This is a genomic window from Luteimonas sp. MC1572 (genome assembly GCF_016615815.1).
Classification (GTDB): Bacteria; Pseudomonadota; Gammaproteobacteria; order Xanthomonadales; family Xanthomonadaceae; genus Luteimonas.
In genome coordinates, this window is the sequence record NZ_CP067112.1 from 790132 (window position 1) to 816773 (window position 26642).

The following is a 26642-nucleotide window of genomic DNA, read 5'->3' on the forward strand; positions in this document are numbered from 1 at the left end:
GTGCTCTACGTCGCGCTGATCATGCTCATCCTCCTCACGTTGATCGGCATTGTCGCGATGCAGGTCGCGGGTCAGCAGGAGCGCATGGCATCCAACTATCAGGCGACCAACATGGCATTCCAGAATGCCGAGGGTGCGGCGCGCGAGCAGGAATCGGGCCTGAAGTCGGACGTGCTCGCACAGCTGTTGCCACCCACCAACGTCCCGCCCACGGATTGCACGACGGCGCATGACGCCGCCAGCTGGAGTTCGGCCTCCCCGTATGTGCGGCGTCTGGACCTCTGTTTCTCCTGGGGTGGGATGGATTACCCCAGCGACGAGGCAGAGCGCACCGACCAGATCTACCAGGTCACCGCATTCGCAAAAGATCGCGCGGTGTTCTCCAGCTCCGAGTCCGTGGTCGACACGGTGTTCATCCCATGAACGGCGTCAACGGGAGTCAAGGCATGAATCGCAGGACCAAGATCCGGCTCGGTACCGTAGGTGCAGTCGCGGCTGCGGCCATTGTCGCCACGGTCGCGGTGAAGTCAGATCCCGTGTTCTTCGCAGGCGATACGCCCGTGCCGGCGCAATCGCCGCTGTACATGCGCGATGCCGTGCCTCCGCTCAACATGCTGGTGATGGGCAAGGACCACAAGATCTATTACGAGGCGTACAACGACGCGTCCGACCTCAACGGCGATGGTGTGCTGGATGTCGGTTATCGGGGTTGGGAGCTCAAGAGCCCGGCGCCGACTGATGGGGCCTCGCCCTACAAGATCGATTACTTCGGCTACTTCGACTCGTTCCTTTGTTACTCGTGGAATGGAAACGAGTTCGTGCCGCAAGGCGATCGGACGACCACCAAGACCTGTACCGGGTTGTGGAGTGGCGACTTCCTGAACTACGCGACGATGTCGCGCATGGACACGCTGCGGCGCGTGCTCTACGGCGGCTTCCGCGCGACCGATACATCCGATCGCACGGTTCTGCAGGGCGCGTTCTTCCCCCAGGACGCGCATAGCTGGGGCAAGGAGTACTTCAGCATTGCCCGCGACGGTTACGACATCCGCAACTACACGCCGCTGTCGCTGCCGGAGAACGACCGCTACCACCTGTTTGCCGTGACGACCCGTTCGGGCAACCTCGCCACGTTCCCCGCCTACCAGGCGCCCATGTTCCGCGTCCTGCGCAATACAACGGCGCGCGTGTGGAACTGGGTGGCCATGGAAGGTCCTGTCGCGGGTGACCACTGCTTCCAGCAGGGGACATCGTGCACCGGCGGCGGAACCACGACGCCGTTCCCGGGCCATCCGAACGATCGCGCCGAGTTCAATCAACGCGTCACCGACTGGGCGCTTCCAGCGAACCAGCTTTACGCGGATACGCCCACGACCGTCGAGTGCACCGCCAATTGCGGTGGCACCCAGGTGGACAACTTCCTTACGGTCATCGCAGGCCAGTTCCGTGTTGCGACCGACGGCAGCCGCGCCACCCGTACCTTTCAATTCGCCGCAGTCGGCGATGATGCAGTGGACTTCCGGATCACGCAGACCAACGGAACCTCCATCACAAACGGGGAGGTTGGCTGGTACGGTGGCCATGGCGCTTGCACGCCGCCCAACAATGGCAACGGTAGCGGCTGTGAGAATGACCACGCGTCCGGCAACGTCGTCCTGAACACCGGCGGCAACTATTCAATTAGTTTCCGGCATGAAGAGGGAGACGGCGACGCCAGCTATGTCCTGCGCTATCGCGTGCAGAACACGAACAACAACAATTGGGGCGCCTGGCAGACGATCCCGGCATCGGGTGGCAACAACGTCACGGGTTTACATGGTCTGAGCAGGCGCGTCTATTCCCTCGTCCGGACGACCGGTGGTGCGTCGTTCGATACCGATCGCTATGTCCGCGTGCAGGCGTGCCCGGCCGATGTGCGGCATCGCGACACATCGTGCAAGACCTATCCAAGCGGCAGCTTCAAGCCTGTTGGGATCCTGCACGACTACGGCGAGGGGCAGAAGATGTACTTCGGCCTGATTACCGGAACGCAGCGGAACAACCTGCAGGGCGGCGTGCTGCGCCGCAACGTCGAGAACTTCGCCGACGAGGTGAACTCCCTGACTGGCGTCTTCAATACCGACGTGGAGGGAGTGGTGCGCAATATCGACCGCCTGCGCATGATCGGTGGCGCATATAACGGTGGCGGTGACAACATCTCGGCCAGAAAGAACTGGAACTGGGCAAACAGCGAAGGTGGGCTGGGGGGCAATTGCGTATCGCAGGGCGACCGCATGGTCGGCAACGGCGAGTGCCGGATGTGGGGTAACCCGATCGCCGAGATGATGTTCGAAGCAGTGCGCTACTTCGCCGGCGCCACTGGCGGTACGTCTACTTTCACGACCGGCGGAAGCACGGAAGGTCAGGCCGAAGACACGCGTCTTGGTCTGTCGAGTCCGACATGGCGCGACCCATATCGTGGCGCACCTGCCGGTGGTGGCTATCCGGCGTGCTCGCGCCCGGTGATGACGGTGATCAGCGACATCAACCCGAGCTATGACGGTGATCTGCCGGGAAGCGCGTTCGCCAACGTCGCAGCAGATCCCTCATTGCCCGGTTTCAATGCTGCAACCATCGGCCAGACGATCTGGAACGAGGAGATTGGTGGCACCCGTAGCGTATTCATTGGCGAAGTGAATGGCGTCACGGATGGTGCGCCGACAGCCAAGGTCGCCTCGAGCTTCGGCAACATCCGCGGCTTGGCACCGGAAGAGCCCACCAAGGGCGGCACGTACTATGCCGCGTCCGTGGCGCGGCATGGCGCGAGGACCGCGCTGAACTCGCGTGCCGATTATCCATACCTCACCACGTATTCGGTCGCCTTGGCTTCGCCGCTTCCGCGGATGGAGATTCCGATCGGTGACCGCGTCGTTGAATTGCTGCCGTTCGCCAAGACGGTGAGTGGCACCTTCGGCGGTGCCGCGCGCAAGCCGGTGAACACCATCGTCGACTTCTTCGTCCAGGAGATGGTGAATTTCCCGGGCGGGGCGAGCAACGCCAATATCAACGGCGGGCGTCCGTACGCGGTGTTCCGCATCAACTACGAAGACGTCGAGCAGGGCAACGACCACGACATGGACGCGATCGTGCGCTACACGATCACTGCCAATGCGAACCAGTCCGTGACCGTGGCTCTGGCGTCCGAATACGCAGCCGGCTCGGCGAACCAGAACATCGGCTACGTGATCTCCGGTACCACGCGCGACGGCGTTTACCTGGAAGTGCGCGACACCGACAGCGCGCAGAACACCTCGGTCTACGAGTTGAACACGCCTGCAAACGTCTGGGCGGGCGGTTGCATCGGCGTCACAGGCTCGGCGCCATGCAATGCGGGCCTGACACTCAATTCAACTCGTACCTTCACTGTCGGCACGGCGGGCGTGGGTGACAAGCTCAATGATCCGCTGTGGTATGCCGCGAAGTACGGCACGCCCGCCGGCATCAATCCCGACGAAGACGGTGATGGCGAGCCCGACAATTACTTCCTCGTGACCAATCCACTCACCATGCGTGAGCAGTTGGCCAAGGCATTCGACAGCGCGGCTTCACTGGATCTCGAACTGGGCAGCCAGAGCATCAGTGGAGCGCGCGTCGGTGGCGGCGGTGCGTCGTTCACCCTGCAGCCGAGCTTCAAGCGCGAGCGCAACGGCAAGGACTGGGTCGGAGACCTGGCTGCCATCGGCGTCAACGCCGACGGAACGCTTGGCGACGCCATCTGGAATGCGGCTGCCGGTATTCCCGGGCATGCTTCGCGCGACATCTTCACGATCCACACGATGGGCAGCGGCACCTCCACGACGGTCGGGAAGTCCGCGTTCACCGATGTCGGTTTGCCTGGCGACAGCGACGCGAAGCTCAGGCTGCTGGGCATCAATCCGCCGCAGGTCGCCTCGCGGTACGGTGGCAACTACACGCCGCTGCAGTTCATCGAGTACCTGCGCGGCAACCAGCAGTTGGAGGCCGGAAGCGGTGGCACGCTGCGCAGGCGCAGTTCGGTCCTGGGCAGCATCATCAACTCTGAACCCGTGATCGGGTCCCCGCGTTCGAACTTCGGCTACGCGATGTACAGCAACTCGATGTTTAATGGCTATGGAACGTTCCTGACCCAGAAGCGCGCCACGGAGAACACCTTCGTCTATGTAGGCGCCAATGACGGCATGCTGCATGCGTTCAACGGCAACACGCAGCCGTGCACTGGAGACATCACCAAGACTTGTGCCGCATCCGGGGCGGGCTCCGAAGTCTTCGCTTTCATACCCAATGGCGTGCTGGGCAAGCTCGGTGAACTGCCACTTCCGGACGATCTTTTTGACCATCGCTACCATGTGGATGGGCAGATCGCGATAAGCGATGCCAAGCAGGGAACCACCTGGAAGACAGTTCTCGCAGCTACCACCGGGGCGGGCGGGCGTTCGATCTTCGCGCTGGACGTGACCGATCCAAATGGCTTCTCGGCGTCAGACGTGCTCTGGGAGCGCAACAGCAGCATCGATAGCGACATTGGGTACCTCCAAGGACGGCCACTGGTCGTGCCGCTCCAGAATGGTCGCTGGGGCGTGTTGTTCGGGAATGGGTACGGCGGCAATACAAGTGACCCTGCGCTATACGTCCTCGACGCCTTCACTGGTGCAGTGATCAGCAAGATCACGGCGAACGACGGTCATCGGGCCTCGATCGTCAACACCGTGTCGGACTGGATCTGCACTACCACGGGCCTGACGTGTGCGCTCAAGATCGACCCGTTCAACGGTCTTGGCCAGATCACGGCGATCGACAAGAACGGTGACGGGCGGATCGACGCGGTTTATGGCGGAGACCTGCAGGGCAACCTCTGGAAGTTCGACCTCTCCGATGCCGATGCGAGCAACTGGGGCGTCGCTTACGCCGGCGCGCCATTGTTCACCGCGGAGGTGGCTGGAGAGCGTCAGCCGGTCACGGGCGGCATCCGCGTGTCGGCGGGGCCGGGCTCGGGTGTGATGGTGTTCTTCGGCACGGGTCGCTACCAGTACCAGCAGGACAATACCGTCGTCACCAATCCCCAGCTGCAATCGCTCTACGGCATCTTCGACAACCTGGACGCCGCCATTCCGTCGCAGACCAACGTCGGTGGGCGAGGGTCGCTGGCAAGGCAGGTTGTGTCGGGACAGCTGACCACGGATGCCGGCCAGGTCGTGCGGAACATCACGCGCAACGTCGTCAACTATTACGGGCCGGGCGCGCGTCGTGGCTGGTACATGGATCTCGCGGTGGAAACCGGTGGCCCCACCAGTCCCGTGTTGAATGCGGTAGGCGAGCGGTTCATCGCGACTCCGCGCATCCAGAGCGGGCGCGTCTTCTTCACCACGTACACGCCGCTGGAGGACAGCTGCAGCCCGGGCGGTCTGAACTTCGTCTACGGTCTGGACCTGCTGTCCGGGGCTGGTGCCCTGTCCGATGTCCGCGTGACTGAAGGCGGTGCTCCGGTTTGCACGGGAGGCCAATGTGGCGCGGTCGCCATCGGGTCGCAGGGCGCAAGCGGAACCCCGGCGGCGCAGCCGCCTGTCATGGGCACCGGCGTCGTGGCGATCAATCCAGTCACGCTGGTCGACCCGACCTGCGTAGGCGCGAGCTGCGCCTCGTTCGAGCAATGCGAAGTTGTGATCTACCCGGGCGGGTTCGTATTGCCGAGGCCGTGTGGTCGCCAATCCTGGAGGCAGCTGAAATGAGTTCGCATACGTGCCTGACGAGGCCTGGACGCCTCACGCGCTCGCAGCTGGGCGGGTTCACCCTGATCGAACTGATGGTTGTGGTGGCGGTCGTCGCCATCCTGGTTTCCATCGCGCTGCCGTCCTACCAGGAGTCAGTGCGGAAGGGGCGCCGTGGACAGGCGAAAGCAGATCTCGTGGATGTGGCGCAACAAGCCGAGCGTTATCGCACGGTCAACAGTACGTATGGGGGCTTTACGCTCATCACTACAAACTCCCCCGCGACAGGCACCGCGTCCTATGTGCTGGGCCTGAACGTGCCTGAAGGTGGCGCCACCTTCACGGCGACCGCAACCCCGGTGGCAGGCACCGCGCAAGCCACTGATCGGTGCGGCGTCCTCACGATCAACCAGGCCGGCTCGAGATGGCACACCACGGGAAATGACACCGAGTGCGGGTTTGGGTTGACGGGCCCCTGATAGACGCGCGCCTACGAGGCGCGCGTCTTTTTACCCTGGTGGCTTCGCCGCCACCAGAGGCTCGCCTGCCCGCCAAGTGCGGTCGCAAGAATGCAGCTGTTGGTCACGATGAACACCAGGTTGTCCACCATTACGCTGTAGACGATGAATCCGATCGACGCCGCGCTCTGGCCGATGAACAACCAGCGCGATACCCCGCGTGCATCCGGGTCGCGCATCTGCGCGGCGATCTGCCGAATCAGGGTGGCCAGCAGGATCGCCGATGCCGCCCAGCCCACGATGTCGGGTGACATCAATCCGCTCCCTCTGCAGAGCCGGGTGCCGACGGACCGGTTGCCGCATCGCTCACGTACGGGGCCCTCGCTCACCGCGATCCTGCGACCTGTGATCACTGAACAACGCACTGGCCACGATGCCCAGCCCCAGCGCCGACGCGAGCAGGAACATCCCCATCGCGATCGCGGGATAGCCGAACAACCGCGGCCCCACCACATCGCCACGCATCAACGTGGCACTCGCCATGATCAGCGCGGCGACGATCACACCGGTGGCGACGCGGTTGGCGATCTTCTGCAGGTTCTCGGTCAGCCGCGACTCCTGCAATCCCGTCAACCGCACCTGCATCTTGTTCTCGGCGAGCAGTGACAGCAGGGTCGACACGCGCCTTGGGGCGTCCTGCAGCAGTGCCTGCATCTCCATGGCCTCGCTGGCCAGGCTCGCCGGCGAGAACGACTTGCGCAGGCGCTCGCGCAGCATCTGCTGCAGGTGGCCTTCGACCACCTGGCGCATGTCCAGCTGGGGGTCCAGCGCGCGGCACACGCCTTCCAGATGCAGCAGGGTCTTGCCGAGATGTTGCAGTTCCGGCGGCGTGCGCAGGCCGCAGTCGGCACCGATGCGTGCCAGCTCCAGCATCAGCCAGCCTTCGGTCATGGTCTTGGAGCCGTGCGCTGCATAGCGCGCCACCAGCTGGCCGATCTCGCGGACGTAGCGGTCCTCGTCGAAATCCTCGAGGCGCACGCCCAGCGCGATGGATTCCTCGGCCACTTCCTCGCCACTGCCGTCGACCGCGGAGAACAGCAGCTTCAGCAGGCGGGCGCGCTGCTTTGGCGGCACGTGGGCGACCATGCCGAGGTCGAAGATCGCGAGGCGCTGGTCGTCGGTGACCAGCATGTTGCCGGGGTGCGGGTCGGCGTGGATCTCGCCGTGCACGAAGGTCTGGTCGAGGTAGCCGCGCACCAGGGCATCGGCCAGGGGCTGGTAGTCGTGCTCGGTGCGGCGCAGTCCACCGAGCGCGGTAACCTTGGTGCCGCGCACCAGATCCATGGTCAGCACGCGGCCGGTGGTCAGGTTCCAGATCGGCTGGGGCACCAGCAACAACGGGTAGGCCTCGAAATGCTTGCCGAAGCGTTCCAGGTTGTCGGCTTCGATCCGGTAGTCGAGCTCGGCCAGCAGGGTCTTGCGGAACTCGCGCACCCAGTCGGCGAAATGCAGGCGGCGCCCTATGCGCGTCACGAAGTCGGCCCGCGCCGCGATGCCGGCGAGGATGTCCAGGTCGCGGCGGATCTCGGCCTCCACGTCCGGGCGCTGCACCTTGACCGCCACCTCGCGGCCGTCGTTCATCACCGCGCGGTGCACCTGCGCGATCGATGCGTTGCCCAGTGGCTGTTCGTCGAACTCAGCGAACAGCTTGCCCAGGCGTACGCCGAGCTCCGCTTCCACCACGCCGCGCACGGCATCGAACGGGATCGGGCTCACCTCGTCCTGCATCCGCTCCAGCGCGGGCAGGTAGGCGGGCAGCACCATGTCGGGACGCGTGGACAGTGCCTGGCCGAGTTTGATGAAGGTGGGACCAAGCGCTTCGAGGTCGCGGACAAATGTTTCCGGACCGGTGTCGCCGTCGGCATCCACGGCCGGGTCGGGGGCGGTCGGCGATGGATCGGCATCGGCGCTGGCGAATATGCCGGCGCGACGGTACTTCATCAGAAAGCCGAGGATGCGCGCGCTGCGCGCGAGGCTGCCGCTCGAGGGGTCGTTCATGGGCGCTACGCTAGCGTCCGCTGCGTCAAGGCAACGCTCACGCGCGTGCGCGGGTCGCGACGATGCGCAGGGCGCCATGGCCGCGCGCGGGGTGTGCCTGAATAGACACTGCCCCGGCGACATCGCCGGTTCTTTTCACATCGGGCGCATCTCCGCAGTCCTAGCGTTTCGCGGGCAAGTCCCGTCGAAGTCCACCATTCAACGCTGAGGATCGAGAAAATGGCTGTCAAGACACTCGAAGACCTGTTCGTGCATGCGCTCTCCGACATGTACAACGCCGAGAAGCAGTTGACCAAGGCTTTGCCCAAGATGGCGAAGGCCGCCGCGAATCCGAAGCTCGCGGATGCGTTCACGACGCATCTCGGCGAGACGGAAGGGCAGATCGAACGCATCGACCGCGTCGTCGAGCTGCTGGAAATCAAGCTCAAGCGCATCAAGTGCGCCGCCATGGAAGGCCTGGTCGAGGAAGGCAAGGAGGCGATCGACGAGGTGGGAGAGGGCCCGGTGCGCGATGCCGCGCTCATCAACGCCGCGCAGAAGGTCGAGCACTACGAGATCGCGAGTTACGGCACGCTGTGTGCGCTCGGCAAGCAGCTGGGCTACGCGGACGCGGTGAAGCTGCTGCACGAAACCCTGGCCGAGGAAAAAGCCACGGACGAGAAACTCAGCATGCTTGCCGAGGGCGAGACCAACCGCGACGCTGGCCGGGTGCCGGCGAAGAAGGCCGGCAATTAGTCGCCGCCTGCGTCGGCATGCTCGCCCACCATGCAGGCAGGACTGCCCCCGTGCAGCCCTGCCTGCCGCGGAACGCTCGGAGCCCGCGGAGCAGCACTGCGACGCGATCAGCATGCTCGACTGCGCGCGTGCCCAAGGCGCAGCGCGCCTCACCCCGTCGCCGCGATCTCGACCCACGTCGGTGCATGGTCGCTTGCCTTGTCCTGCAGCCGCACCCAGCGATCCACGCCGGCACCTTTCAGGCGCTTGGCGAGCACCGGGTTAAGCAGCAGGTGGTCGATGCGCAGCCCGCGGTCGCGCTCGGCGTGCTGGCGGAAATAATCCCAGAACGTGTAGATCCTCTGCTCGCCATGCACGTGCCGCAGGCTGTCCGTCCAGCCCTGTTCGAGCAGGCCGAAGTACGCCTCGCGCGTTTCGGGCTGGATCAGCGCGTCCTTGCGCCAGGCCTTGTCGTCGTAGACGTCGTCGTCGGTCGGGATCACGTTGAAGTCGCCGATGATCGCGACCGGATGCGGAAGACCGACCATGGTCCGCGCGTGCCGGGCGAGCCGTGCCATCCATTCCAGCTTGTAGTCGAACTTCGGGCCGGGCTGAGGATTGCCGTTGGGCAGGTAGATGCACGCCACCACGATGCCGTGGACCGCCGCTTCGATGTAGCGGCTCTGCGCGTCGGCGGGGTCGCCCGGCAGGCCGCGGCGGCTCTCCACCGGCACCGTGTCCCGTCCGAGCAGGGCCACGCCGTTCCAGGAGCGCTGACCCTGCCAGATCGCGCCGTATCCGGCCTTCTCCAGCGCATCCACGGGAAAGGTCTCGTCCAGCGCCTTCAATTCCTGCAGCGCCACCACGTCGGGCTTTTCCTGCTCGAGCCACGCGAGCAGCTGAGGCAGGCGGGTGGCGATGCCGTTGACATTGAACGTGGCCAGCTTCAGGGTCTTGCCGCGCGGCATGTTGCCTCCCTCGGTTCGGCGTCCGGTCGCACCGCCGCGCGCACACGGTCAGGGTGGTGTGGACACCTTGGGAGCAGGGGCATCGCAGGGAAGTGAAGCATCCGCCGCAGCGGGCGGACAGGGGCTGGAGTGGACTCAGCCAGAACACTGCGGACGATGGTCCGCGCATGCAACAGAAAGAATGGCGCCCGAAGTTGGACTCGAACCAACGACCCCCTGATTAACAGTCAAGTGCTCTAACCGGCTGAGCTATTCGGGCGGGGACCGGTATTTTAGAGCGTAACTGGCCGCGGTCAAGGAGAACGGCTCACGGGCACGCGGTTTCGCGTGTCGGGCGCTCCGCGCGCACCCGCCCGAGCCGGTTCACGACCACCTTGCCGCGCAATTGGCCGCGTACGCAGGCGTTCACGCTCAGGTTGCTGTGCGCGCTCATGCCGCTGGCCTGGTAGCGCAGGAACGGGCGGGTGGAGGCAAGCCGCAGGCGGTCCGCCCCGCCTGCAGGCGCATCCGTGGCGCGCAGCAGGTCGCCGTCGGCATCGGGCCGGCGGTTGCCGTCCGGGTCGCGGAACACCAGCCATCCCGTGCTCCAGTCGTGGTCGCCGCGGCAGCCGGCATTTGCCGCGCCCGGGCACACCACCACCTGTTCGCGGCGCAGGATCGCGCTGTTGCGCGCCATCGCCATGTCGGCCGACAGCAGGTGCAGGCTCGCCGAAACGCGATGCCGCTCCAGCGTGCCGTTGAACGAGGGCAGGCCGAGGGTGAGAGTGACGGCGGCGACGGCCACCACCACCATTGCCTCGATCAGGGTGAAGCCGACCGCGTCGTGCCTTGCCATGCCCAGCCTCCTTGCCGGTATCACGGGCGAACCACGCTAGGCGATGGCGTCCGTCGGGTCAGTCGCCCGGGGACCCGGCGCAGGGTAGGCGGGGAGGGCCGGTGCCGGTCGGCGAGCGACCGGCGCATCTGTCAGCCAACCGCCGGCCTTCGCAGGGCGTTTGACGCCCGCGCCTACAATGGCGCGATGAAATCCGCCACCCATACGCCGTTCCAGCTCGTCTCGCCCTACCAGCCCGCCGGCGACCAGCCGCAGGCCATCAAGCGGCTCATCGACGGCTTCGAGGCCGGCCTGGCCCGGCAGACGCTGCTCGGTGTGACCGGCTCCGGCAAGACCTACACCATCGCCAACGTGGTCGAGGCGGTGCAGAAGCCGACCATCGTCATGGCGCCCAACAAGACGCTGGCGGCGCAGCTCTACGGCGAGTTCAAGTCGTTCTTCCCGCATAACGCGGTCGAGTACTTCGTCAGCTATTACGACTACTACCAGCCCGAGGCGTACATCCCGTCGTCCGACACGTTCATCGACAAGGACAGCGCGATGAACGAGCACATCGAACAGATGAGGCTGTCGGCGACCAAGGCGCTGCTCTCGCGGCCGGATGCGCTGATCGTGGCGACGGTGTCGGCGATCTATGGCCTCGGCGACCCGGAGGATTACCTGAAGCTGCGCCTGATCCTGGCGCGCGGCGAGCGCATCGAGCAGCGCCAGCTGATCCGCCAGCTCACCGAGCTGCAGTACACCCGCAACGACACCGAGCTGCGCCGCGGCACCTACCGCGTGCGCGGCGAGGTGATCGACGTGCACCCGGCCGAGTCGGAGCTTGAAGCCCTGCGCATCGAACTGTTCGACGGCGAGGTCGAGAACCTCAGCCTGTTCGACCCGCTCACCGGCGAAGTGCAGCGCAAGGTGCCGCGCTTCACCGTGTATCCCAAGACGCATTACGCCAGCACGCGCGAGAGCGTCCTCACCGCGGTGGAGACCATCAAGGTCGAGCTGCGCGAGCGACTGGAGCAGCTGTACGCGGAGAACAAGCTGGTCGAGGCGCAGCGCCTGCAGCAGCGCACCCAGTTCGACCTGGAGATGATGGCCGAGGTCGGCTACTGCAACGGCATCGAGAACTATTCGCGGCACATGACCCGGCGCGAGCCAGGCGCGCCGCCGCCCACGCTGTTCGACTACCTGCCGCCCGATGCGCTGCTGGTGGTGGACGAATCGCACGTCACCGTGCCGCAGATCGGCGGCATGTACCGCGGCGACCGCGCGCGCAAGGAAACGCTGGTGGAGTTCGGCTTCCGGCTGCCGTCGGCGCTCGACAACCGGCCGCTGCGCTTCGAGGAGTGGGAGGCGCGCGCGCCGCGGATGATCTTCGTGTCCGCCACGCCGGGCAAGTACGAGTACGAGCATTGCGAAGGCGAGATGGTGGAGCTGGTGGTGCGCCCCACGGGGCTCATCGATCCGGAAGTCGAGATCCGCCCGGTGGCCACCCAGGTCGACGATGTGCTCGGCGAGATCCACGCGCGCGTGGCCATGGGCGACCGGGTGCTGATCACCACGCTCACCAAGCGCATGGCCGAGAACCTCACCGAGTACCTGTCCGAGCACGATGTGCGCGTGCGCTACCTGCACTCCGACATCGACACGGTTGAGCGAGTCGAGATCATCCGCGACCTGCGCCTGGGCAAGTTCGACGTGCTGGTGGGCATCAACCTGCTGCGTGAGGGCCTGGACATGCCCGAGGTGTCGCTGGTGGCGATCCTCGATGCCGACAAGGAGGGCTTCCTGCGCTCGACCGGTTCGCTGATCCAGACCATCGGCCGCGCCGCCCGCAACCTGCGCGGCAAGGCGATCCTGTATGCCGACCGCGTCACCGACTCGATGAAGCGCGCGATCGACGAGACCGACCGCCGCCGCGCCAAGCAGGTCGAATACAACCTGGAACACGGCATCACCCCGCGTTCGGTGGCGCGCCCGGTGATGGACATCATGGAAGGCGCCCGCAGCGAGCAGGCCGAATCCAAGGCCGGCCGGGGTGGTCGCGGCAAGGTGCGCGCGGTGGCCGAGCGGCCCGAGGACTACGCCAGCCTGGGCCCGGCCAAGGCCGCCGCCCGGCTCAAGGCGCTGGAGCAGCAGATGTACCAGCATGCCCGCGACCTCGAGTTCGAGGCCGCCGCCGGGGTGCGCGACGAGATCCATCGCCTCAAGGAGGCGATGCTCGCATTCCGCTAGGCTTGCCGCCGCCGCAGGCAGCCGCTAGAATTCGCCTCCCTTCGGGCGGTTAGCTCAGTGGTAGAGCATTACCTTGACATGGTAGGGGTCGGGGGTTCGAAACCCTCACCGCCCACCACTCAAGTCCCTGATTTCACGGACTTCAGTGGCGAAGGAACGAAACCCGGCCCGCGTGCCGGGTTTTTCGTGTCCGCGGCAGGCCGGCGCAGCTCAGGATGCCGGGCCGCGCGGCGCGGTCGGTAGTACCTCGGACCTGCGCACCTCATCGGCGCCGACCTCGCGCACGAAGCACGCACGCCAGGTGGCCAGGTCCGGCAGCCCGATGCCGGCGGGGTCCCCCGCGACATACAGCGTGACGTGCGGAATGCCGCAGTCCAGCGGCAGGCGGGTTGCCTGCGCCAGCCGGTGGCGGAACGCGGCGAAAGCCGGCATCTGCAGGTGCTCGATTACCGCCCAGGCCTGCAGCGGGCCGTCCCACTCGTCCTTGGTCTTGTGCACCAGCGCGAAGCGGCGGGTGGCGATGTGCTGCCAGTCGAGCGCGGCGAAGGCGTCAGCGACTGCGGCGGCATCGAGTCGCTCGAGCACGGCGGTGGCGGTGGCGCGGTTGAGCAGGGTGACGTGCAGCTCGTGCTTCTGCTCCAGCACCAGGCCGTCGAGCCTCAGCCGCTGCGGCATGTCCGCGGGGAGGAGCTCGCGCTTTTCGAGCGGCAGCAGCAGCGCGCCTTCAGCATTGAAGCCAGGCCAGTGCATCGTCACCGAACCTCCAGGCTGGGCCAGCATCCCGAGCTTACGCTAAGCTCGGACGCGCCCGGGACGGGCACGTGGCAGGGCGGCAAAAGCCGCGCTGCGGCCGGGATGCGGATCACCAGGGAAGGTGGACATGGACAGGACCAGGGGCGCGTTGGCGCTTTCGTGCGTGGGCTTCGCGCTTGTCGCGGGGCTGTGGCTGTCGGGGTGGCTGGTGCTGAGGCTGCTCGGTCTCGGTGATCTCAGCGCAGGCCTCGACACCTGGCCGGCCTACCTGCGCGCCATCGACATCCCCGCACTCGCGCCATTCGCAGGCCGCATACGCCTGGCCGGCGCATTGGGGCTGGGTCTCCCGCTGCTGGCCTCCACGGTGCCGGTCTTCCTGTTGTTGCGGCCGTCGCGGCGCGCGATGCACGGCAAGGCGCGCTTCGCCAACGTTGTCGACCTGCTGCGGCACGGCCTGTTCACGTCGTCCGGCGAAGGCATCGTCGTTGGACGTTACCGCGGGCGCCTGCTGCGCCTGGCCGGCCAGCAGTCGGTGGTGCTGGCCGCGCCGACGCGCTCGGGCAAGGGTGTCGGGGTGGTGGTGCCCAACCTGCTGGACTACCGCGGTTCGGTGGTGGTGCTGGACATCAAGCAGGAGAACTTCCAGCTCACCAGCGGCTGGCGCGCGGCGCAGGGGCAGCAGGTGTTCCTGTTCAATCCGTTTGCCGAGGACCGGCGCACGCATCGCTGGAACCCGCTGGCCTATGTGTCCACCGAGCCGCTGCAGCGTGTCTCCGACCTGCAGGGCATCGCCGCCATGCTGTACCCGGATGCCGGCGCCGAGCAGAAGTTCTGGACAAGCCAGGCACGCAACGCGTTCATGGCCTTTGCGCTGTTCCTGTTCGACAACTACGAAGCGCAGGCGCGCGAGGGCTTCCCGCCGGAATACCACGTGTTTCCCACCATCGGCAGGCTGTTCCGCCTGTCGTCGGCGGAGGGAAAACCGGCGCGCGCGCACGTGCAGGACCTGGCGGACCGGCCGTTCCTCGGCGAGCACGCGCGCCGCGCCTTCGGCAACCTGCTGTCGCAGGCCGAGGAGACGTTCGCGTCGATCCTCGGCAGCTTCCGAGAGCCGCTCAATGCGTGGATCGATCCGGCGCTGGACGCGGCCACCAGCGGCAACGACTTCATCCTCGACGACGTGCGCCGCCGGCCGATGACCATCTATGTCGGCATCCAGCCCAACCGGCTGGCGGAGGGCAGGGCGATCCTCAACCTGTTCTTCAGCCAGCTGATCAACCTCAATACACGCGTGCTGCCGAAGGACGACTCCAGCCTGCGCCAGCAGTGCCTGCTGCTGATGGACGAGTTCACCGCCATCGGCCGCATCGACATCATCGCCAGCGCCATGGCCTACATGGCCGGCTACAACCTGCGCCTGCTGCCGGTGATCCAGAGCATGGCGCAGCTCGATGCCACCTACGGCAAGGACGTCGCGCGCGCCATCCTCACCAACCACGCCATGCAGGTGGTGTTCGCGCCGCGCGAGCAGCACGACGCCAACGACTACTCGGAAATGCTGGGCTACACCACGGTGCGCCGCCGCAACCTCACCCGTGGGCGGAGCCGTGCGGAGGTGTCGCGCAGCGAGTCGGAGGAGCGCCGCGCGCTGATGCTGCCGCAGGAGCTCAAGGCGATGGGCGCACAGCGCGAGATCCTGCTCTACGAGGGGCTGCCGCACCCGGTGCGCTGCCGCAAGATCCGCTACTTCGCCGAGCGCCGCTACCGCGCGCGGCTGCTGCCGGCGGCCGACGTGCCGCGGCTCCCGGACAGCTGACGACGCGGTGAACGCCGGGCGGGAGACGACCCGCGGTGCGCGGCCGGGAGCGTATCGTACGCGGTGGAGTCCCCCGCCCGATGAGGTGATCCGATGAAATCCACAGTGATGGCCGGTGCGCTCATGGCCATGGCGTTCGCGTCCGCACCGATGCTGGTCCACGCCCAGGACGAGCCCGAAGAGGCCAGCCAGTCCCGCGCCAAGCCGAAGAAGAGCGACGACCGGTTCTGCATCCAGGAAACCGGTTCGCGCATCGTCGCGGCGCGCAATGCGCGCTCGAAGTCCGACGAGAAGGAGTGCGTGGCGGCCGGTGGTCGCGTCTACACCCGCGAGGACATCGACCGCACCGGCTCGGTCGACATCAAGGACGCCTTGCGCAAGCTCGATCCGTCGATCCGCTGACGGTTACCCTGCCCGACAACGACGCCCGGCCACGTGCCGGGCGTTTCCGTTTGCGGCCATAATCCGGCGCATTCCACGCAGCACGGGCACACCATGTCGAACCGCAACGACCCCTCCCGCAACATCCGCGCGCCACGTGGCAGCGAACTCGCCTGCCGCTCCTGGCTCACCGAGGCGCCGTACCGGATGCTGCAGAACAACCTCGACCCCGAGGTGGCCGAGAACCCGGCGGAGCTGGTCGTCTACGGCGGCATCGGCCGCGCGGCGCGCGACTGGGACTGCTACGACGCCATCCTCGAGTCGCTGCGCACGCTCGGTGACGACGAGACGCTGCTGGTGCAGTCCGGAAAGCCGGTCGGCATCTTCCGCACGCATGCCGACGCGCCGCGCGTTCTCATTGCGAACTCCAACCTGGTGCCGCACTGGGCCACCTGGGAGCACTTCAACGCGCTCGATCGCAAGGGCCTGATGATGTACGGCCAGATGACCGCCGGCTCGTGGATCTACATCGGCTCGCAGGGCATCGTGCAGGGCACCTACGAGACCTTCGTGGAGATGGGGCGTCAGCATTACGCCGGCGACCTCACCGGCAAGTGGATCCTCACCGCGGGGCTCGGCGGCATGGGCGGCGCGCAGCCGCTGGCGGCGTCGCTCGCCGGTGCCAGCAGCCTCAATATCGAGTGCCAGCAGTCGCGCATCGACATGCGCCTGCGCACGCGCTACGTCGACGAGCAGGCCACCGACCTCGACGACGCGCTGGCGCGCATCGTGCACTACACGAATGCCGGCGTGGCGAAATCCATCGCGCTGCTCGGCAACGCGGCCGAAGTGCTGCCGGAACTCGTGCGCCGCGGCGTACGCCCGGACGCGGTCACCGACCAGACCAGCGCGCACGACCCCGTGCATGGCTACCTGCCGATCGGCTGGACGGTGGAGCAGTGGCTGGCGGCGCAGGCGGCTGATCCGCAACGCGTGCGCGACGAAGCCAAGAAGTCGATGCGCGTGCACGTCGAGGCCATGCTGGCGTTCGAGGCACAGGGCATCCCGACCTTCGATTACGGAAACAACATCCGCCAGATGGCGTTCGACGAAGGCTGCGCCAACGCGTTCGACTTCCCGGGATTCGTGCCGGCCTACGTGCGTCCGCTGTTCTGCCGCGGCGTGGGCCCGTTCCGCTGGGTGGCGCTGAGCGGCGATCCCGAGGACATCTACAAGACGGACGCCAAGGTCAAGGAACTGATCCCCGACGACGCACACCTGCACAACTGGCTGGACATGGCGCGCGAGCGCATCGCCTTCCAGGGCCTGCCGGCACGCATCTGCTGGGTCGGCCTGGGCCTGCGCGACAAGCTGGGCCTGGCGTTCAACGAGATGGTGCGCAACGGCGAGCTGAAGGCGCCGGTGGTGATCGGCCGCGACCACCTCGACAGCGGCAGCGTCGCCTCGCCCAACCGCGAGACCGAATCCATGATCGACGGCTCCGATGCCGTCAGCGACTGGCCGCTGCTCAACGCCATGCTCAACGTCGCCGGCGGCGCCACCTGGGTGTCGCTGCACCACGGCGGCGGCGTGGGCATGGGCTACTCGCAGCACAGCGGCGTGGTGATCGTCTGCGACGGCAGCGAGGCAGCGGATCACCGCATCGCGCGCGTGCTGTGGAACGATCCGGCCACCGGCGTGATGCGCCACGCCGATGCCGGCTACGAGATCGCCAGGGCCTGCGCCAGGGAACAGGGCCTGAAGCTGCCGATGCTGTAGCAGTTTCCGCTGCGACCGCTGTCGGCGCTTCACGGCCGCGTACCCGTCGCGATGCAATGATCCGCGTCCCGCCTCCCGGGGCGCCACGGAGTCACGCATGCTCCCAGCTTGGCGCGTTCTCGGCCAATGGCTGCGGCTGCGCCGTCGGCTCGGTCGTTGGGGGCGCACGGCCGCCGGCAAGCCGTGGCTTGCGGAGCCGCCGCTGCGTTCGCAGCTGTTCAGCGCGGAACAGATGGAGGCGCACGGCCGGTCGCTGGCGCAGGCGCACCGCGTGCACGAGCATGGTGGTTCCGACCTGCTGCTCGGCCGGCTGAGGGAAAACGAAAGCGTCCTCGACGGCGCCAGCACGCTGCTCACCGGCATGGTGCAGGACGACGTGCGCGTGACCCCGGCGGGCGAGTGGCTGCTCGACAACTACTACCTGGTCGAAGAGCAGATCCGCACCGCACGGCGGCACCTTCCGAAGGGCTACAGCCGCGAACTGCCCTCGCTGAGCGCGGGACCCTCCGCCGGCCTGCCGCGCGTCTACGCGCTGGCGATGGAGGCCATCGCGCATGGCGACGGTCGTATCGATGGCGAATCGATGACCCGCTTCATCGCCGCCTACCAGTCGCTCACGCCGCTCAAGCTCGGCGAGCTGTGGGCGATCCCCATCATGCTGCGGCTGGCGCTGATCGAGAACCTGCGGCGCGTCGCCACGCAGGTGATGCGCAATGGCGAGGACCACCGCCTGGCCGGCGATTGGGCGCGCCTGCTCAACGACGCCGCCGACAAGGATCCGAAGAACGTGGTGCTGGTGGTCGCCGACATGGCGCGCTCGGAGCCGCCGCTGTCGGGGTCGTTCGTGGCCGGGCTTACGCGCGGCCTGCATGGACGCAGCGCGGCGCTGGCCATGCCGATGGGCTGGATCGAACAGTGGGTGGCGGACGGCGGGCACAGCATCGAGGCGCTGGTGCACGCCGAGAGCCAGCAGCAGGCCGCCGACCAGGTGTCGATCAGCAACAGCATCGGCAGCCTCCGCTTCCTCGCCAACATGGACTGGCGCGAGTTCGTCGAGGCCATGAGCGTGGTCGACGGAACGCTGCGCGAGGATCCCGCCGGCATCTACACGCTGATGGATTTCGGCACGCGCGATATCTACCGGCACGTGGTGGAAAAGATCGCGCGGCTCAGCGGCGCGCCTGAACCGGTGGTCGCCGGCCTGGTCCTCGAGCTCGCGCGATCGCACGCCACCACGTCGGACATCGAGGCGCACGTCGGCTACTACCTGGTCGACGACGGCCTCGCCCGTACCCGGGCAGCGGTCGCCGCGTCGGTCGGCGCGCGCAAGCCGGTGCGGATGCGCTCGCGGCGCATACCGCTTGCCGTGTACCTGCTGCCGATCGCCGTGCTTGCGGCCATGTCCACCTGGTACCTGCTGGCGCAGGCGCAGGAGCCGGTCGCGCTGCTGCCGTCCGCGCTCGTCTGGCTGCTCGGGATACTGGGTGTGATCGCCTTCAGCGAGCTGGGCATCGCGTTGGTCAACTGGACGTCGACCAGGCTGGTCGCGCCCAACCCGCTGCCCCGGCTGGACTATTCCAAGGGCATTGCGCCCGATGCGCGCAGCCTGGTGGTCGTGCCGGGCATGCTCGGCAGCGAGGACGCGGTGGATGCGCTGGTCGAGGGGCTGGAAGTGCGCTTCCTGGCCAATCGCGATCCCCACCTGCACTTCGCGCTGTTGACCGATTTCCTCGACGCCGATGCGGCCGTCCTGCCCGGCGACGAAGCCCTGCTGGCGCATGCCAGGCGCCAGGTGGAAGGACTCAACGCGCGCTACGCGCCCGGGCGTGACGACCTGTTCTTCCTCTTCCACCGCCCACGCGTGTGGAATGCGCGCGAGCGCACGTGGATGGGGCTCGAGCGCAAGCGCGGCAAGCTGGCGGCGTTGAACGCCTTGCTGCGCGGCGGCACGCAGGATGCGTTCCTGGCGGTGGTGGGCGATACCGCCGTGCTGCAGGGCGTGCGTTACGTGATCACCCTGGACACCGACACGCGGCTGCCACGCGATGCCGCGCGGGGCCTGGTCGGAACCCTGGCGCACCCCTTGAACGCGGCGCGCTTCGATGGGCAGCGCCATCGCGTCGCCCGCGGCTACGGCATCCTGCAGCCGAGCGTCGGCAACAGCATGGGTGGCGGACGCAGTACGCGTTACGCGCGCATGTACGGCAGCGAGGAAGGCATCGATCCGTACTCGCGCACCGTGTCCGATGTCTACCAGGACCTGTTCGGCGAAGGCTCGTTCATCGGCAAGGGCATCTACGACGTGGACGCGTTCGAGTACGCGCTGCAGGGGCGCTTCCCGGAGAACCGCATCCTCAGCCACGACCTGCTCGAAGGCTGCTACGCGCGCGCCGGACTGGTCAGCGACGTGCGCCTGTTCGAGGAATACCCGTCGCGCTACGCGGCCGACGTCAAGCGTCGCCACCGCTGGATCCGCGGCGACTGGCAACTGCTGCCCTGGGTACTGCCCTGGGTGCCGCGGGCGGGCGGTGGGCTGGAGCGCAACCCGCTGTCCTGGCTGTCGCGCGGCAAGCTGGTCGACAACCTGCGCCGCAGCCTGGTGCCGGTGGCCGCGACCGCGCTGCTGGTGCTGGGCTGGGCGCTGCTGCCACAGCCGCTGGCGTGGACGCTGGCGCTGCTCGGCCTGTGGCTGCTGCCGGTGCTGGTGCCGGCGCTCTGGGACCTGCTGGCCCGGCCGGCCGACATGACGCCGGAGGCGCACCTGGTGCAGTCGGCAAAATCCACCACCCGCCAGCTGCAGCGCGCGGCCTCCACACTGGCCTGCCTGCCCTACGAGGCAGGCTTCAGCCTCGACGCGATCGTGCGCAGCCTGTGGCGGGTCGCGGTCAGCCGGCGTCACCTGCTGCAATGGAATCCATCCAGCGAAGTGGAGCGGCAGCTGGGCAGCGGCATCGGCGCGGAGCTGCGCGGCATGTGGTTCGCGCCGGCCTTTTCCGCCGCCGTCGCGTCCGTGCTGTGGCGGGTCAACCCGGGCGCGTTGTGGACCGCGGCGCCGCTCCTGCTGCTGTGGGCCTCGTCGCCGCTGCTGATGGCGTGGCTCGGGCGTCCGCCCAGCCAGCGGCGCACCGATCTTTCCCGCGCGCAGCTGGCGTTCCTGGGCCGGCTGGCGCGCCGTACCTGGGCGTTCTTCGAAGTCCATGTCCGCGCCGAAGACCACTGGCTGCCGCCGGACAACATCCAGGAGCACCCGGCACTCGTCGTGGCACGCCGCACGTCGCCGACCAACATCGGCCTGTCGCTGCTGGCGAACCTGGCGGCATACGATTTCGGCTACCTGCAGGTGGGCGGCCTGCTCGAGCGCACCCGCAATGTGCTGGACACGCTCGACGTGCTGCCGCGCCATCGCGGCCACTTCTACAACTGGTACGACACCGCCACGCTCGAGCCGCTGCCGCCGCGCTACATCTCGACGGTCGACAGCGGCAATCTCGCCGGACACCTGTTGACGCTGCGCCAGGGGCTGCTGGCGCTGGGCGACGCCCCGGTGCTCGCGCCTTCGACCTTCGAGGGGCTTGCCGACACCCTCGGCGCGGCGGACGACGCCCACCGCGCAACCGGCATCCAGGACAGCGCGGTGGAAACGGCGTTGCTCGCGTTCCGCGCGCACCTGAACGCGGTTCGCGCGCAGCCGCCTGCATCGCCGGCGGACGCCGCGCGCGCGCTGGCCGGACTGTGCGTGCAGGCGCAGGCGCTCGCGTCTGCCTGGCCCGAGCCGCCCGGACTGCAGCATCCCGACCCCTGGCACTGGCCGACCGCACTGCTCGACGCCTGCCGCTCCGCGCAGGATGAACTGCTGCACTTCGCGCCGTGGCTGGACGGGCCCGAGTTCGTCGAGGACAGCGCGGAAGGGGATGCAGCCGCCAGCGGCATTCCGGGCCTGCGCGCGCTGCAGCAGCATGTTTCGGGCTCGCCCGCGCACGACAGGCTGGTGCAGGAACGCGCACGCGAGCGCCTCGATCTGCTGGAACGCCTGGCGCATATCGCCGGCCAGTTCTCGCTGATGGAATACGGGTTCCTCTACGACGAAGACCGCCACCTGCTGACGATCGGCTACAACGCCGACGAGCGCCGCATCGACCCCGGCCACTACGACCTGCTCGCATCCGAGGCGCGGCTCGGCAGCTTCGTGGCGATCGCCCAGGGGCAGCTGCCGCAGGAGACGTGGTTCGCACTTGGTCGCCTGCTGACCGAGGTCGACGGCGATGTAACGCTGCTGTCCTGGAGCGGCTCGATGTTCGAGTACCTCATGCCGCAGCTGGTCATGCCCAGCTACCCGGACACGCTCCTCGACCAGGCCGCGCGGCGCGCGGTGCACGCGCAGATCCTGCACGGTCGCGAACATGGCGTGCCGTGGGGCATCTCCGAGTCCGGCTACAACACGGTCGATGCGCGGATGAACTACCAGTACCGCGCGTTCGGAGTGCCCGGCCTTGCCCTCAAGCGCGGGCTGGGCCAGGACCTGGTGGTTGCGCCCTATGCCAGCGCGATGGCGCTGATGGTGGCGCCGGAAGCGGCGTGCCAGAACCTGCAGCGGCTGTCCGAGGCCGGTTTCGCCGGACGCTTCGGGCTGTACGAAGCGATCGACTACACGCCGTCGCGCGTTCCCCGCGGACAGGGCCACGCCCTGGTGCGTTCGTTCATGGCGCATCACCAGGGGATGAGCCTGCTGTCGCTGGCTTACCTGCTGCGCGACCAGCCGATGCAGAAGCGGTTCGTCGCCGATGCCGAGTTCCAGGCCACATTGCTGCTGCTGCAGGAGCGCGTGCCGCGCACCGGCGTATTCCACCCGCACGAAGCCGAGCAGGGCCCGCGCGTGGCGCCGGCCGCCGCCGAAACGCGGCTGCGCGTCTTCCACGATCCCGATGCCGGCCGCTCGCCGGTGCAGTTGCTCTCCAACGGCCGGTACCACGGCTTGCTGACCAGCGCCGGCGGCGGCTACAGCCGCCTGCGCGACATGGCCATCACGCGCTGGCGCGAGGACGGCACCCGCGACCACTGGGGCAGCTTCTGCTACCTGCGCGACGTCGAAAGCGGCGAGTTCTGGTCGGCCACCCACCAGCCCACCTGCGTGCCGGTGGAGCACTACGAGGCGATCTTCTCCGACGCCAAGGCCGAGTTTCGAGGCCGCAAGCAGCGCTATGAAACCCACCTCGAGATCGCGATCTCGGCCGAGGACGACATCGAGCTGCGCCGGCTGCATATCAGCAACCGCTCGCGGCGGGAGCGCACGATCGAGGTGACCACCTATGCCGAGGTGGTGCTGGCGTCATCGCTCTCCGACGAACTGCATCCCGCCTTCAGCAACCTGTTCGTGCAGACCGAGATCGTGCGCGACAAGCAGGCGCTGCTGTGCACGCGCCGGCCGCGCTCGCACGACGAGGTGCCGCCGTGGATGTTCCACCTGGTCGCGGTGCACGACGCCAGCATCGGCGCGATTTCATACGAGACCGACCGCGCGCGCTTCCTCGGCCGCGGCAACACGCCGCGCAGCCCGCAGGCGATGACCGCCCGTGGTGCGGGGTCGGGGGCGTTGTCCGATACCGCCGGTTCGGTGCTGGACCCGATCATCGCGATCCGCACCCGCATCGTGCTCGCACCCGAGCAGACCGCGATCATCGACATGGTCACCGGCGTGGGCGGCGACCGCGCGGCCTGCGCGGCGCTGATCGACAAGTACCGCGACCGGCGCCTGGCCGACCGTGTGTTCGACCTGGCGTGGACGCACAGCCAGGTGGTCAGGCGCCAGATCGACGCGTCGCAGGCCGATGCGCAGCTCTACGAACGGCTGGCGGGCCTGATGGTCTACGCGCACCCGTTCATGCGCGCGGACGCCGCGGTGCTGCTGCAGAACCGGCGCGGGCAATCCGGGCTGTGGGGGCATTCCATTTCCGGCGACCTGCCGATCGTGCTGTTGACGATCGCCGATGCCGCCAACATCGCGCTGGTGCGGCAGATGGTGCAGGCGCACGCGTACTGGCGGCTGAAAGGCCTCAATGTCGACCTGGTGATCTGGAACGAGGAGCAGGGCGGCTACCGGCAGCACCTGCAGGAACAGATCCTCGGCCTGGTCTCGGCGGGCCCCGAGGGCAACGTGCTCGACCGGCCGGGCGGCATCTTCGTGCGCCAGTCGCAGCAGATGTCGCACGAGGACCGCATCCTGATGCAGTCGGTGGCGCGCGTGGTCGTCAGCGACCGCCACGGCACGCTGGCCGCGCAGGTGACCCGGCACGAGCCGGCCGAGCGCAGCATGGCGCCATTGCTGCCCGCTGGCGCATCGGCCGCGCACGGAACGCGCCCGGCGCCGCCGCAAGCCGATGCGGCGACAGCGGGATTGCCGCCCCCCGTGCCGCTGGCGCACGGCGAGGATCCGTGGCCGTTCGAGCCGGTGGCCGACACCTTCCTGTTCGACAACGGCACCGGCGCCTTCTCCGCGGACGGCCGCGAGTACGTGGTGCTGCTGCGCGAAGGCGAAGCGACGCCGGCGCCGTGGGCCAGCGTCATGGCCAATCCGCAGCTGGGCACGGTGGTCAGCGAAAGTGCGCCCGGATACACCTGGTTCGAGAACGCGCACGAGTTCCGGCTGACGCCCTGGCACAACGACCCGGTGTCCGACACCGGCGGCGAGGCCTTCTATCTGCGCGACGAGGACACCGGCAGCGTGTGGTCGCCGATGCCGTTGCCATGGCGCGGCACGGGCGCATACCGCACGCGGCACGGCCTCGGCTACAGCGTCTACGAGCACGTCGAGGACGGCATCGCCAGCGAGCTGTGGGTCTATGTAGCGCTCGACGACGCGGTGAAATACTCGGTGCTCAGGCTGCGCAACCTGTCCGGGCGTGCGCGGCGACTGTCCGCCACCGGCTACGTGGAATGGGTGCTGGGTGATATCCGGTCCAGGTCGCGGATGCACGTGGTCAGCGAACTCGACGGCGACAGCGGGGCGTTGACCGCGCGCAATCCCTACAACTCCGAATGGGGTGGCCTGGTCGCCTTTTTCGACGTCGATGGCGGGGTGCGGTCGTTCACCGCCGATCGAAGTGAATTCATCGGCCGCAACGGCAGCCTGCGCAGCCCGGCGGCGATGCGACGCGTGACGCTGTCCGGGAAGCTCGGTGTGGGGATGGATCCCTGCGCTGCGATCCAGGTCCCGGTCGCACTGGCGCCCGGCGAGGCCTTCGAAACGGTGTTCCGGCTCGGCGCCGGCGCGGACCACCGGGCGGCGATGCAGCTGGCCAAGCGCATCCAGGGCAGCGGCCCTGCGCACGATGCGCTCGATGCCGTGCGCGTGCACTGGCGGCACACCTTGGGGGCGATCAGCGTCGAGACGCCGGAACCCGAGGTGGACACGCTGGTCAACGGCTGGCTTCCATACCAGGCGCTGGCCTGTCGCTACACCGCGCGCAGCGGCTATTACCAGTCCGGCGGCGCGTTCGGCTTCCGCGACCAGCTGCAGGACACCATGGCCACCGTGCACGCGGCACCGGCGCTGACCCGCGAGCACCTGCTGCTGAGCGCCGCCCATCAGTTCCCGCAGGGCGACGTGATGCACTGGTGGCACCCGCCGCAGGGGCGCGGCGTGCGCACGCGATGCTCTGACGATTACCTCTGGCTGCCACTGGCCGCCTGCCGCTACCTGCAGGTCACCGGCGACCACACCGTGCTGGACGAGCGCGTGCGCTTCGTCGAAGGCCGCTTGGTCAACGCCGACGAGGAATCGTATTACGACCTTCCGGCGATCTCGGGCCAGCAGCAGACCTTCTACGAACACTGCGTGCTCGCGCTCAGGCGCGGCATGGCCCTGCTGGGCGAGCGCGGCCTGCCGCTGATGGGCTCCGGCGACTGGAACGATGGCATGAACCGCGTCGGCGACGGCGGGCAGGGCGAGAGCGTGTGGCTCGGCTTCTTCCTGTTCGATGCGCTCGCGCAGTTCGCCGGCGTGGCGCGCGCGCGCGGTGACGCCGCCTTCGCCGACGATTGCGTGGCGGCATCGCAACGCCTGCGCGACAACCTGGAGCTGCACGCCTGGGATGGCGAGTGGTATCGCCGCGCGTGGTTCGACGACGGCACGCCGCTCGGCTCGGCACAGAGCGACGAGTGCAGGATCGATGCGGTGTCGCAGAGCTGGTCGGTGCTGTCGGGCGCGGCGCAGGCGGCGCGCACGCGCAAGGCGATGGACGCGCTGGACCGGCACCTGGTGCGGCGCGATGCCGGGCTGGTCCAGCTGCTCGATCCCCCGTTCGACAAGACCGGCAAGGATCCGGGTTACATCCGCGGCTACGTGCCCGGCGTGCGCGAAAACGGCGGCCAGTACACGCACGCCGCGGTCTGGGCGGCGATGGCGTTCGCCGAACTTGGCGACAGCGCGCGCGCCTGGGAACTGGCACGCATGATCAATCCCATCCACCACGCGCTGGATGCCGAAGCAGCCGCGCTCTACAAGGTGGAGCCCTACGTGCTGGCCGCCGATGTCTATGGCGTCGCGCCGCACACCGGCCGCGGTGGCTGGACCTGGTACACCGGGTCCGCGGGCTGGATGTACCGGCTGCTGGTGGAATCATTGCTCGGCCTGCGGCGCAGTGGAGACAGCATCCGGCTGGTCCCGTGCATCCCGGCCGACTGGCCCGGCTATCGCATCCAGTACCGCTACGGCGAGAGCAGGTATCTGATCGACGTGCGCCAGGTCGATGCGGAACCCGGGGCCGCAGCGCCCGGCCTGTGGCTGGATGGCGTGGCGCAGGACGGCCTGCGTTTCCCGCTGGTGGACGACCGGGCGACGCACCGCGTGGACGTGGTGTGGCTGCGTTCCGCCCCGCCATCCGCGGCGCCACCGGAGGTCCCGGCGGCGCAGTGAGTCACCCGGCCCGCGAC

The 26642-nt window shown here is 67.8% G+C and carries 14 protein-coding genes and 2 tRNA genes; 10 read left to right on the plus strand and 6 right to left on the minus strand.

The genetic code is table 11. The features are described from left to right. The 3 genes from JGR64_RS03650 to JGR64_RS03660 are packed head-to-tail and all read left to right on the plus strand — an operon-like array spanning window position 1 to window position 6202. A complete protein-coding gene (locus JGR64_RS03650) occupies window positions 1–423 on the plus strand; it encodes a PilX N-terminal domain-containing pilus assembly protein (RefSeq protein ID WP_199375213.1) in 423 nt (140 codons plus the stop codon). Beyond that, window positions 420–5744 carry a PilC/PilY family type IV pilus protein gene (locus JGR64_RS03655; protein ID WP_234446994.1) on the plus strand — a complete coding sequence of 1775 codons (5325 nt, stop codon included), beginning with the start codon at window positions 420–422 and terminating at the stop codon, window positions 5742–5744. The genes JGR64_RS03650 and JGR64_RS03655 overlap by 4 nt, the downstream gene beginning before the upstream one ends. Beyond that, window positions 5741–6202, plus strand: coding sequence for a type IV pilin protein (locus tag JGR64_RS03660; RefSeq protein WP_199375215.1), 462 nt, complete (start codon window positions 5741–5743; stop codon window positions 6200–6202). The genes JGR64_RS03655 and JGR64_RS03660 overlap by 4 nt, the downstream gene beginning before the upstream one ends. Window positions 6203–6213: 11 nt before the next feature. Here the strand turns inward: JGR64_RS03660 and JGR64_RS03665 are convergent, their stop codons facing one another. After that, window positions 6214–6498, minus strand: coding sequence for a hypothetical protein (locus tag JGR64_RS03665; protein ID WP_199375692.1), 285 nt, complete (start codon window positions 6496–6498; stop codon window positions 6214–6216). Between the two features lie 49 nt (window positions 6499–6547). Next, on the minus strand, window positions 6548–8239 hold the full coding sequence (locus JGR64_RS03670) for an AarF/UbiB family protein (RefSeq protein ID WP_233348377.1): 1692 nt from the start codon (window positions 8237–8239) through the stop codon (window positions 6548–6550). Between the two features lie 219 nt (window positions 8240–8458). Here JGR64_RS03670 and JGR64_RS03675 point away from each other — a divergent pair, with 219 nt between their 5' ends. Further along, window positions 8459–8974 carry a ferritin-like domain-containing protein gene (locus JGR64_RS03675; protein WP_199375217.1) on the plus strand — a complete coding sequence of 172 codons (516 nt, stop codon included), beginning with the start codon at window positions 8459–8461 and terminating at the stop codon, window positions 8972–8974. Between the two features lie 149 nt (window positions 8975–9123). On the opposite strand, the gene xth is transcribed toward JGR64_RS03675, so the two are convergent. The 3 genes from xth to JGR64_RS03690 all read right to left on the minus strand — a co-directional run bounded on the left by xth (window position 9124) and on the right by JGR64_RS03690 (window position 10756). After that, entirely contained in the window at window positions 9124–9921 is a 798-nt protein-coding gene (gene xth / locus JGR64_RS03680) for an exodeoxyribonuclease III (protein ID WP_199375218.1), read from the minus strand. Window positions 9922–10103: 182 nt separating this feature from the next. Further along, window positions 10104–10180, minus strand: a tRNA-Asn gene (locus JGR64_RS03685). 48 nt (window positions 10181–10228) lie between these two features. Further along, window positions 10229–10756, minus strand: a complete 528-nt coding sequence (locus tag JGR64_RS03690) for a GspH/FimT family pseudopilin (protein WP_199375219.1) — start codon at window positions 10754–10756, stop codon at window positions 10229–10231. 186 nt (window positions 10757–10942) lie between these two features. Here JGR64_RS03690 and uvrB point away from each other — a divergent pair, with 186 nt between their 5' ends. Beyond that, complete coding sequence (uvrB, locus tag JGR64_RS03695) at window positions 10943–12985, plus strand: excinuclease ABC subunit UvrB (protein ID WP_199375220.1); 2043 nt, start codon at window positions 10943–10945, stop codon at window positions 12983–12985. Between the two features lie 43 nt (window positions 12986–13028). Then, window positions 13029–13103: transfer RNA gene (locus JGR64_RS03700), tRNA-Val, on the plus strand. A 92-nt stretch (window positions 13104–13195) separates the two neighbouring features. Here the strand turns inward: JGR64_RS03700 and JGR64_RS03705 are convergent. Beyond that, window positions 13196–13735, minus strand: a complete 540-nt coding sequence (locus JGR64_RS03705) for a hypothetical protein (protein ID WP_199375221.1) — start codon at window positions 13733–13735, stop codon at window positions 13196–13198. A gap of 130 nt (window positions 13736–13865) precedes the next feature. Here JGR64_RS03705 and JGR64_RS03710 point away from each other — a divergent pair, with 130 nt between their 5' ends. The 4 genes from JGR64_RS03710 (at window position 13866) to JGR64_RS03725 (ending at window position 26625) form a co-directional block, all read left to right on the plus strand. Continuing rightward, window positions 13866–15554 carry a type IV secretory system conjugative DNA transfer family protein gene (locus JGR64_RS03710; protein ID WP_199375222.1) on the plus strand — a complete coding sequence of 563 codons (1689 nt, stop codon included), beginning with the start codon at window positions 13866–13868 and terminating at the stop codon, window positions 15552–15554. A gap of 93 nt (window positions 15555–15647) precedes the next feature. Continuing rightward, on the plus strand, window positions 15648–15956 hold the full coding sequence (locus JGR64_RS03715) for a hypothetical protein (RefSeq protein ID WP_199375223.1): 309 nt from the start codon (window positions 15648–15650) through the stop codon (window positions 15954–15956). A gap of 93 nt (window positions 15957–16049) precedes the next feature. Further along, window positions 16050–17714 (plus strand): urocanate hydratase, encoded by a 1665-nt coding sequence (hutU, locus tag JGR64_RS03720; RefSeq protein WP_199375224.1) that lies wholly within the window; start codon window positions 16050–16052, stop codon window positions 17712–17714. Window positions 17715–17946: 232 nt separating this feature from the next. After that, window positions 17947–26625 (plus strand): glucoamylase family protein, encoded by an 8679-nt coding sequence (locus JGR64_RS03725; protein ID WP_199375694.1) that lies wholly within the window; start codon window positions 17947–17949, stop codon window positions 26623–26625. The last annotated feature ends 17 nt before the right edge of the window (window positions 26626–26642 follow it).

Coding starts and splice junctions, on each gene's coding strand:
- JGR64_RS03655 (WP_234446994.1), top strand. CDS start 420: ATGAACGGCGTCAACGGGAGTCAAGGCATGAATCGCAGGACCAAGATC.
- JGR64_RS03660 (WP_199375215.1), top strand. CDS start 5,741: ATGAGTTCGCATACGTGCCTGACGAGGCCTGGACGCCTCACGCGCTCG.
- JGR64_RS03670 (WP_233348377.1), bottom strand. CDS start 8,239: ATGAACGACCCCTCGAGCGGCAGCCTCGCGCGCAGCGCGCGCATCCTC.
- JGR64_RS03675 (WP_199375217.1), top strand. CDS start 8,459: ATGGCTGTCAAGACACTCGAAGACCTGTTCGTGCATGCGCTCTCCGAC.
- xth (WP_199375218.1), bottom strand. CDS start 9,921: ATGCCGCGCGGCAAGACCCTGAAGCTGGCCACGTTCAATGTCAACGGC.
- JGR64_RS03690 (WP_199375219.1), bottom strand. CDS start 10,756: ATGGCAAGGCACGACGCGGTCGGCTTCACCCTGATCGAGGCAATGGTG.
- uvrB (WP_199375220.1), top strand. CDS start 10,943: ATGAAATCCGCCACCCATACGCCGTTCCAGCTCGTCTCGCCCTACCAG.
- JGR64_RS03705 (WP_199375221.1), bottom strand. CDS start 13,735: ATGCACTGGCCTGGCTTCAATGCTGAAGGCGCGCTGCTGCTGCCGCTC.
- JGR64_RS03710 (WP_199375222.1), top strand. CDS start 13,866: ATGGACAGGACCAGGGGCGCGTTGGCGCTTTCGTGCGTGGGCTTCGCG.
- JGR64_RS03715 (WP_199375223.1), top strand. CDS start 15,648: ATGAAATCCACAGTGATGGCCGGTGCGCTCATGGCCATGGCGTTCGCG.
- hutU (WP_199375224.1), top strand. CDS start 16,050: ATGTCGAACCGCAACGACCCCTCCCGCAACATCCGCGCGCCACGTGGC.
- JGR64_RS03725 (WP_199375694.1), top strand. CDS start 17,947: ATGGAGGCGCACGGCCGGTCGCTGGCGCAGGCGCACCGCGTGCACGAG.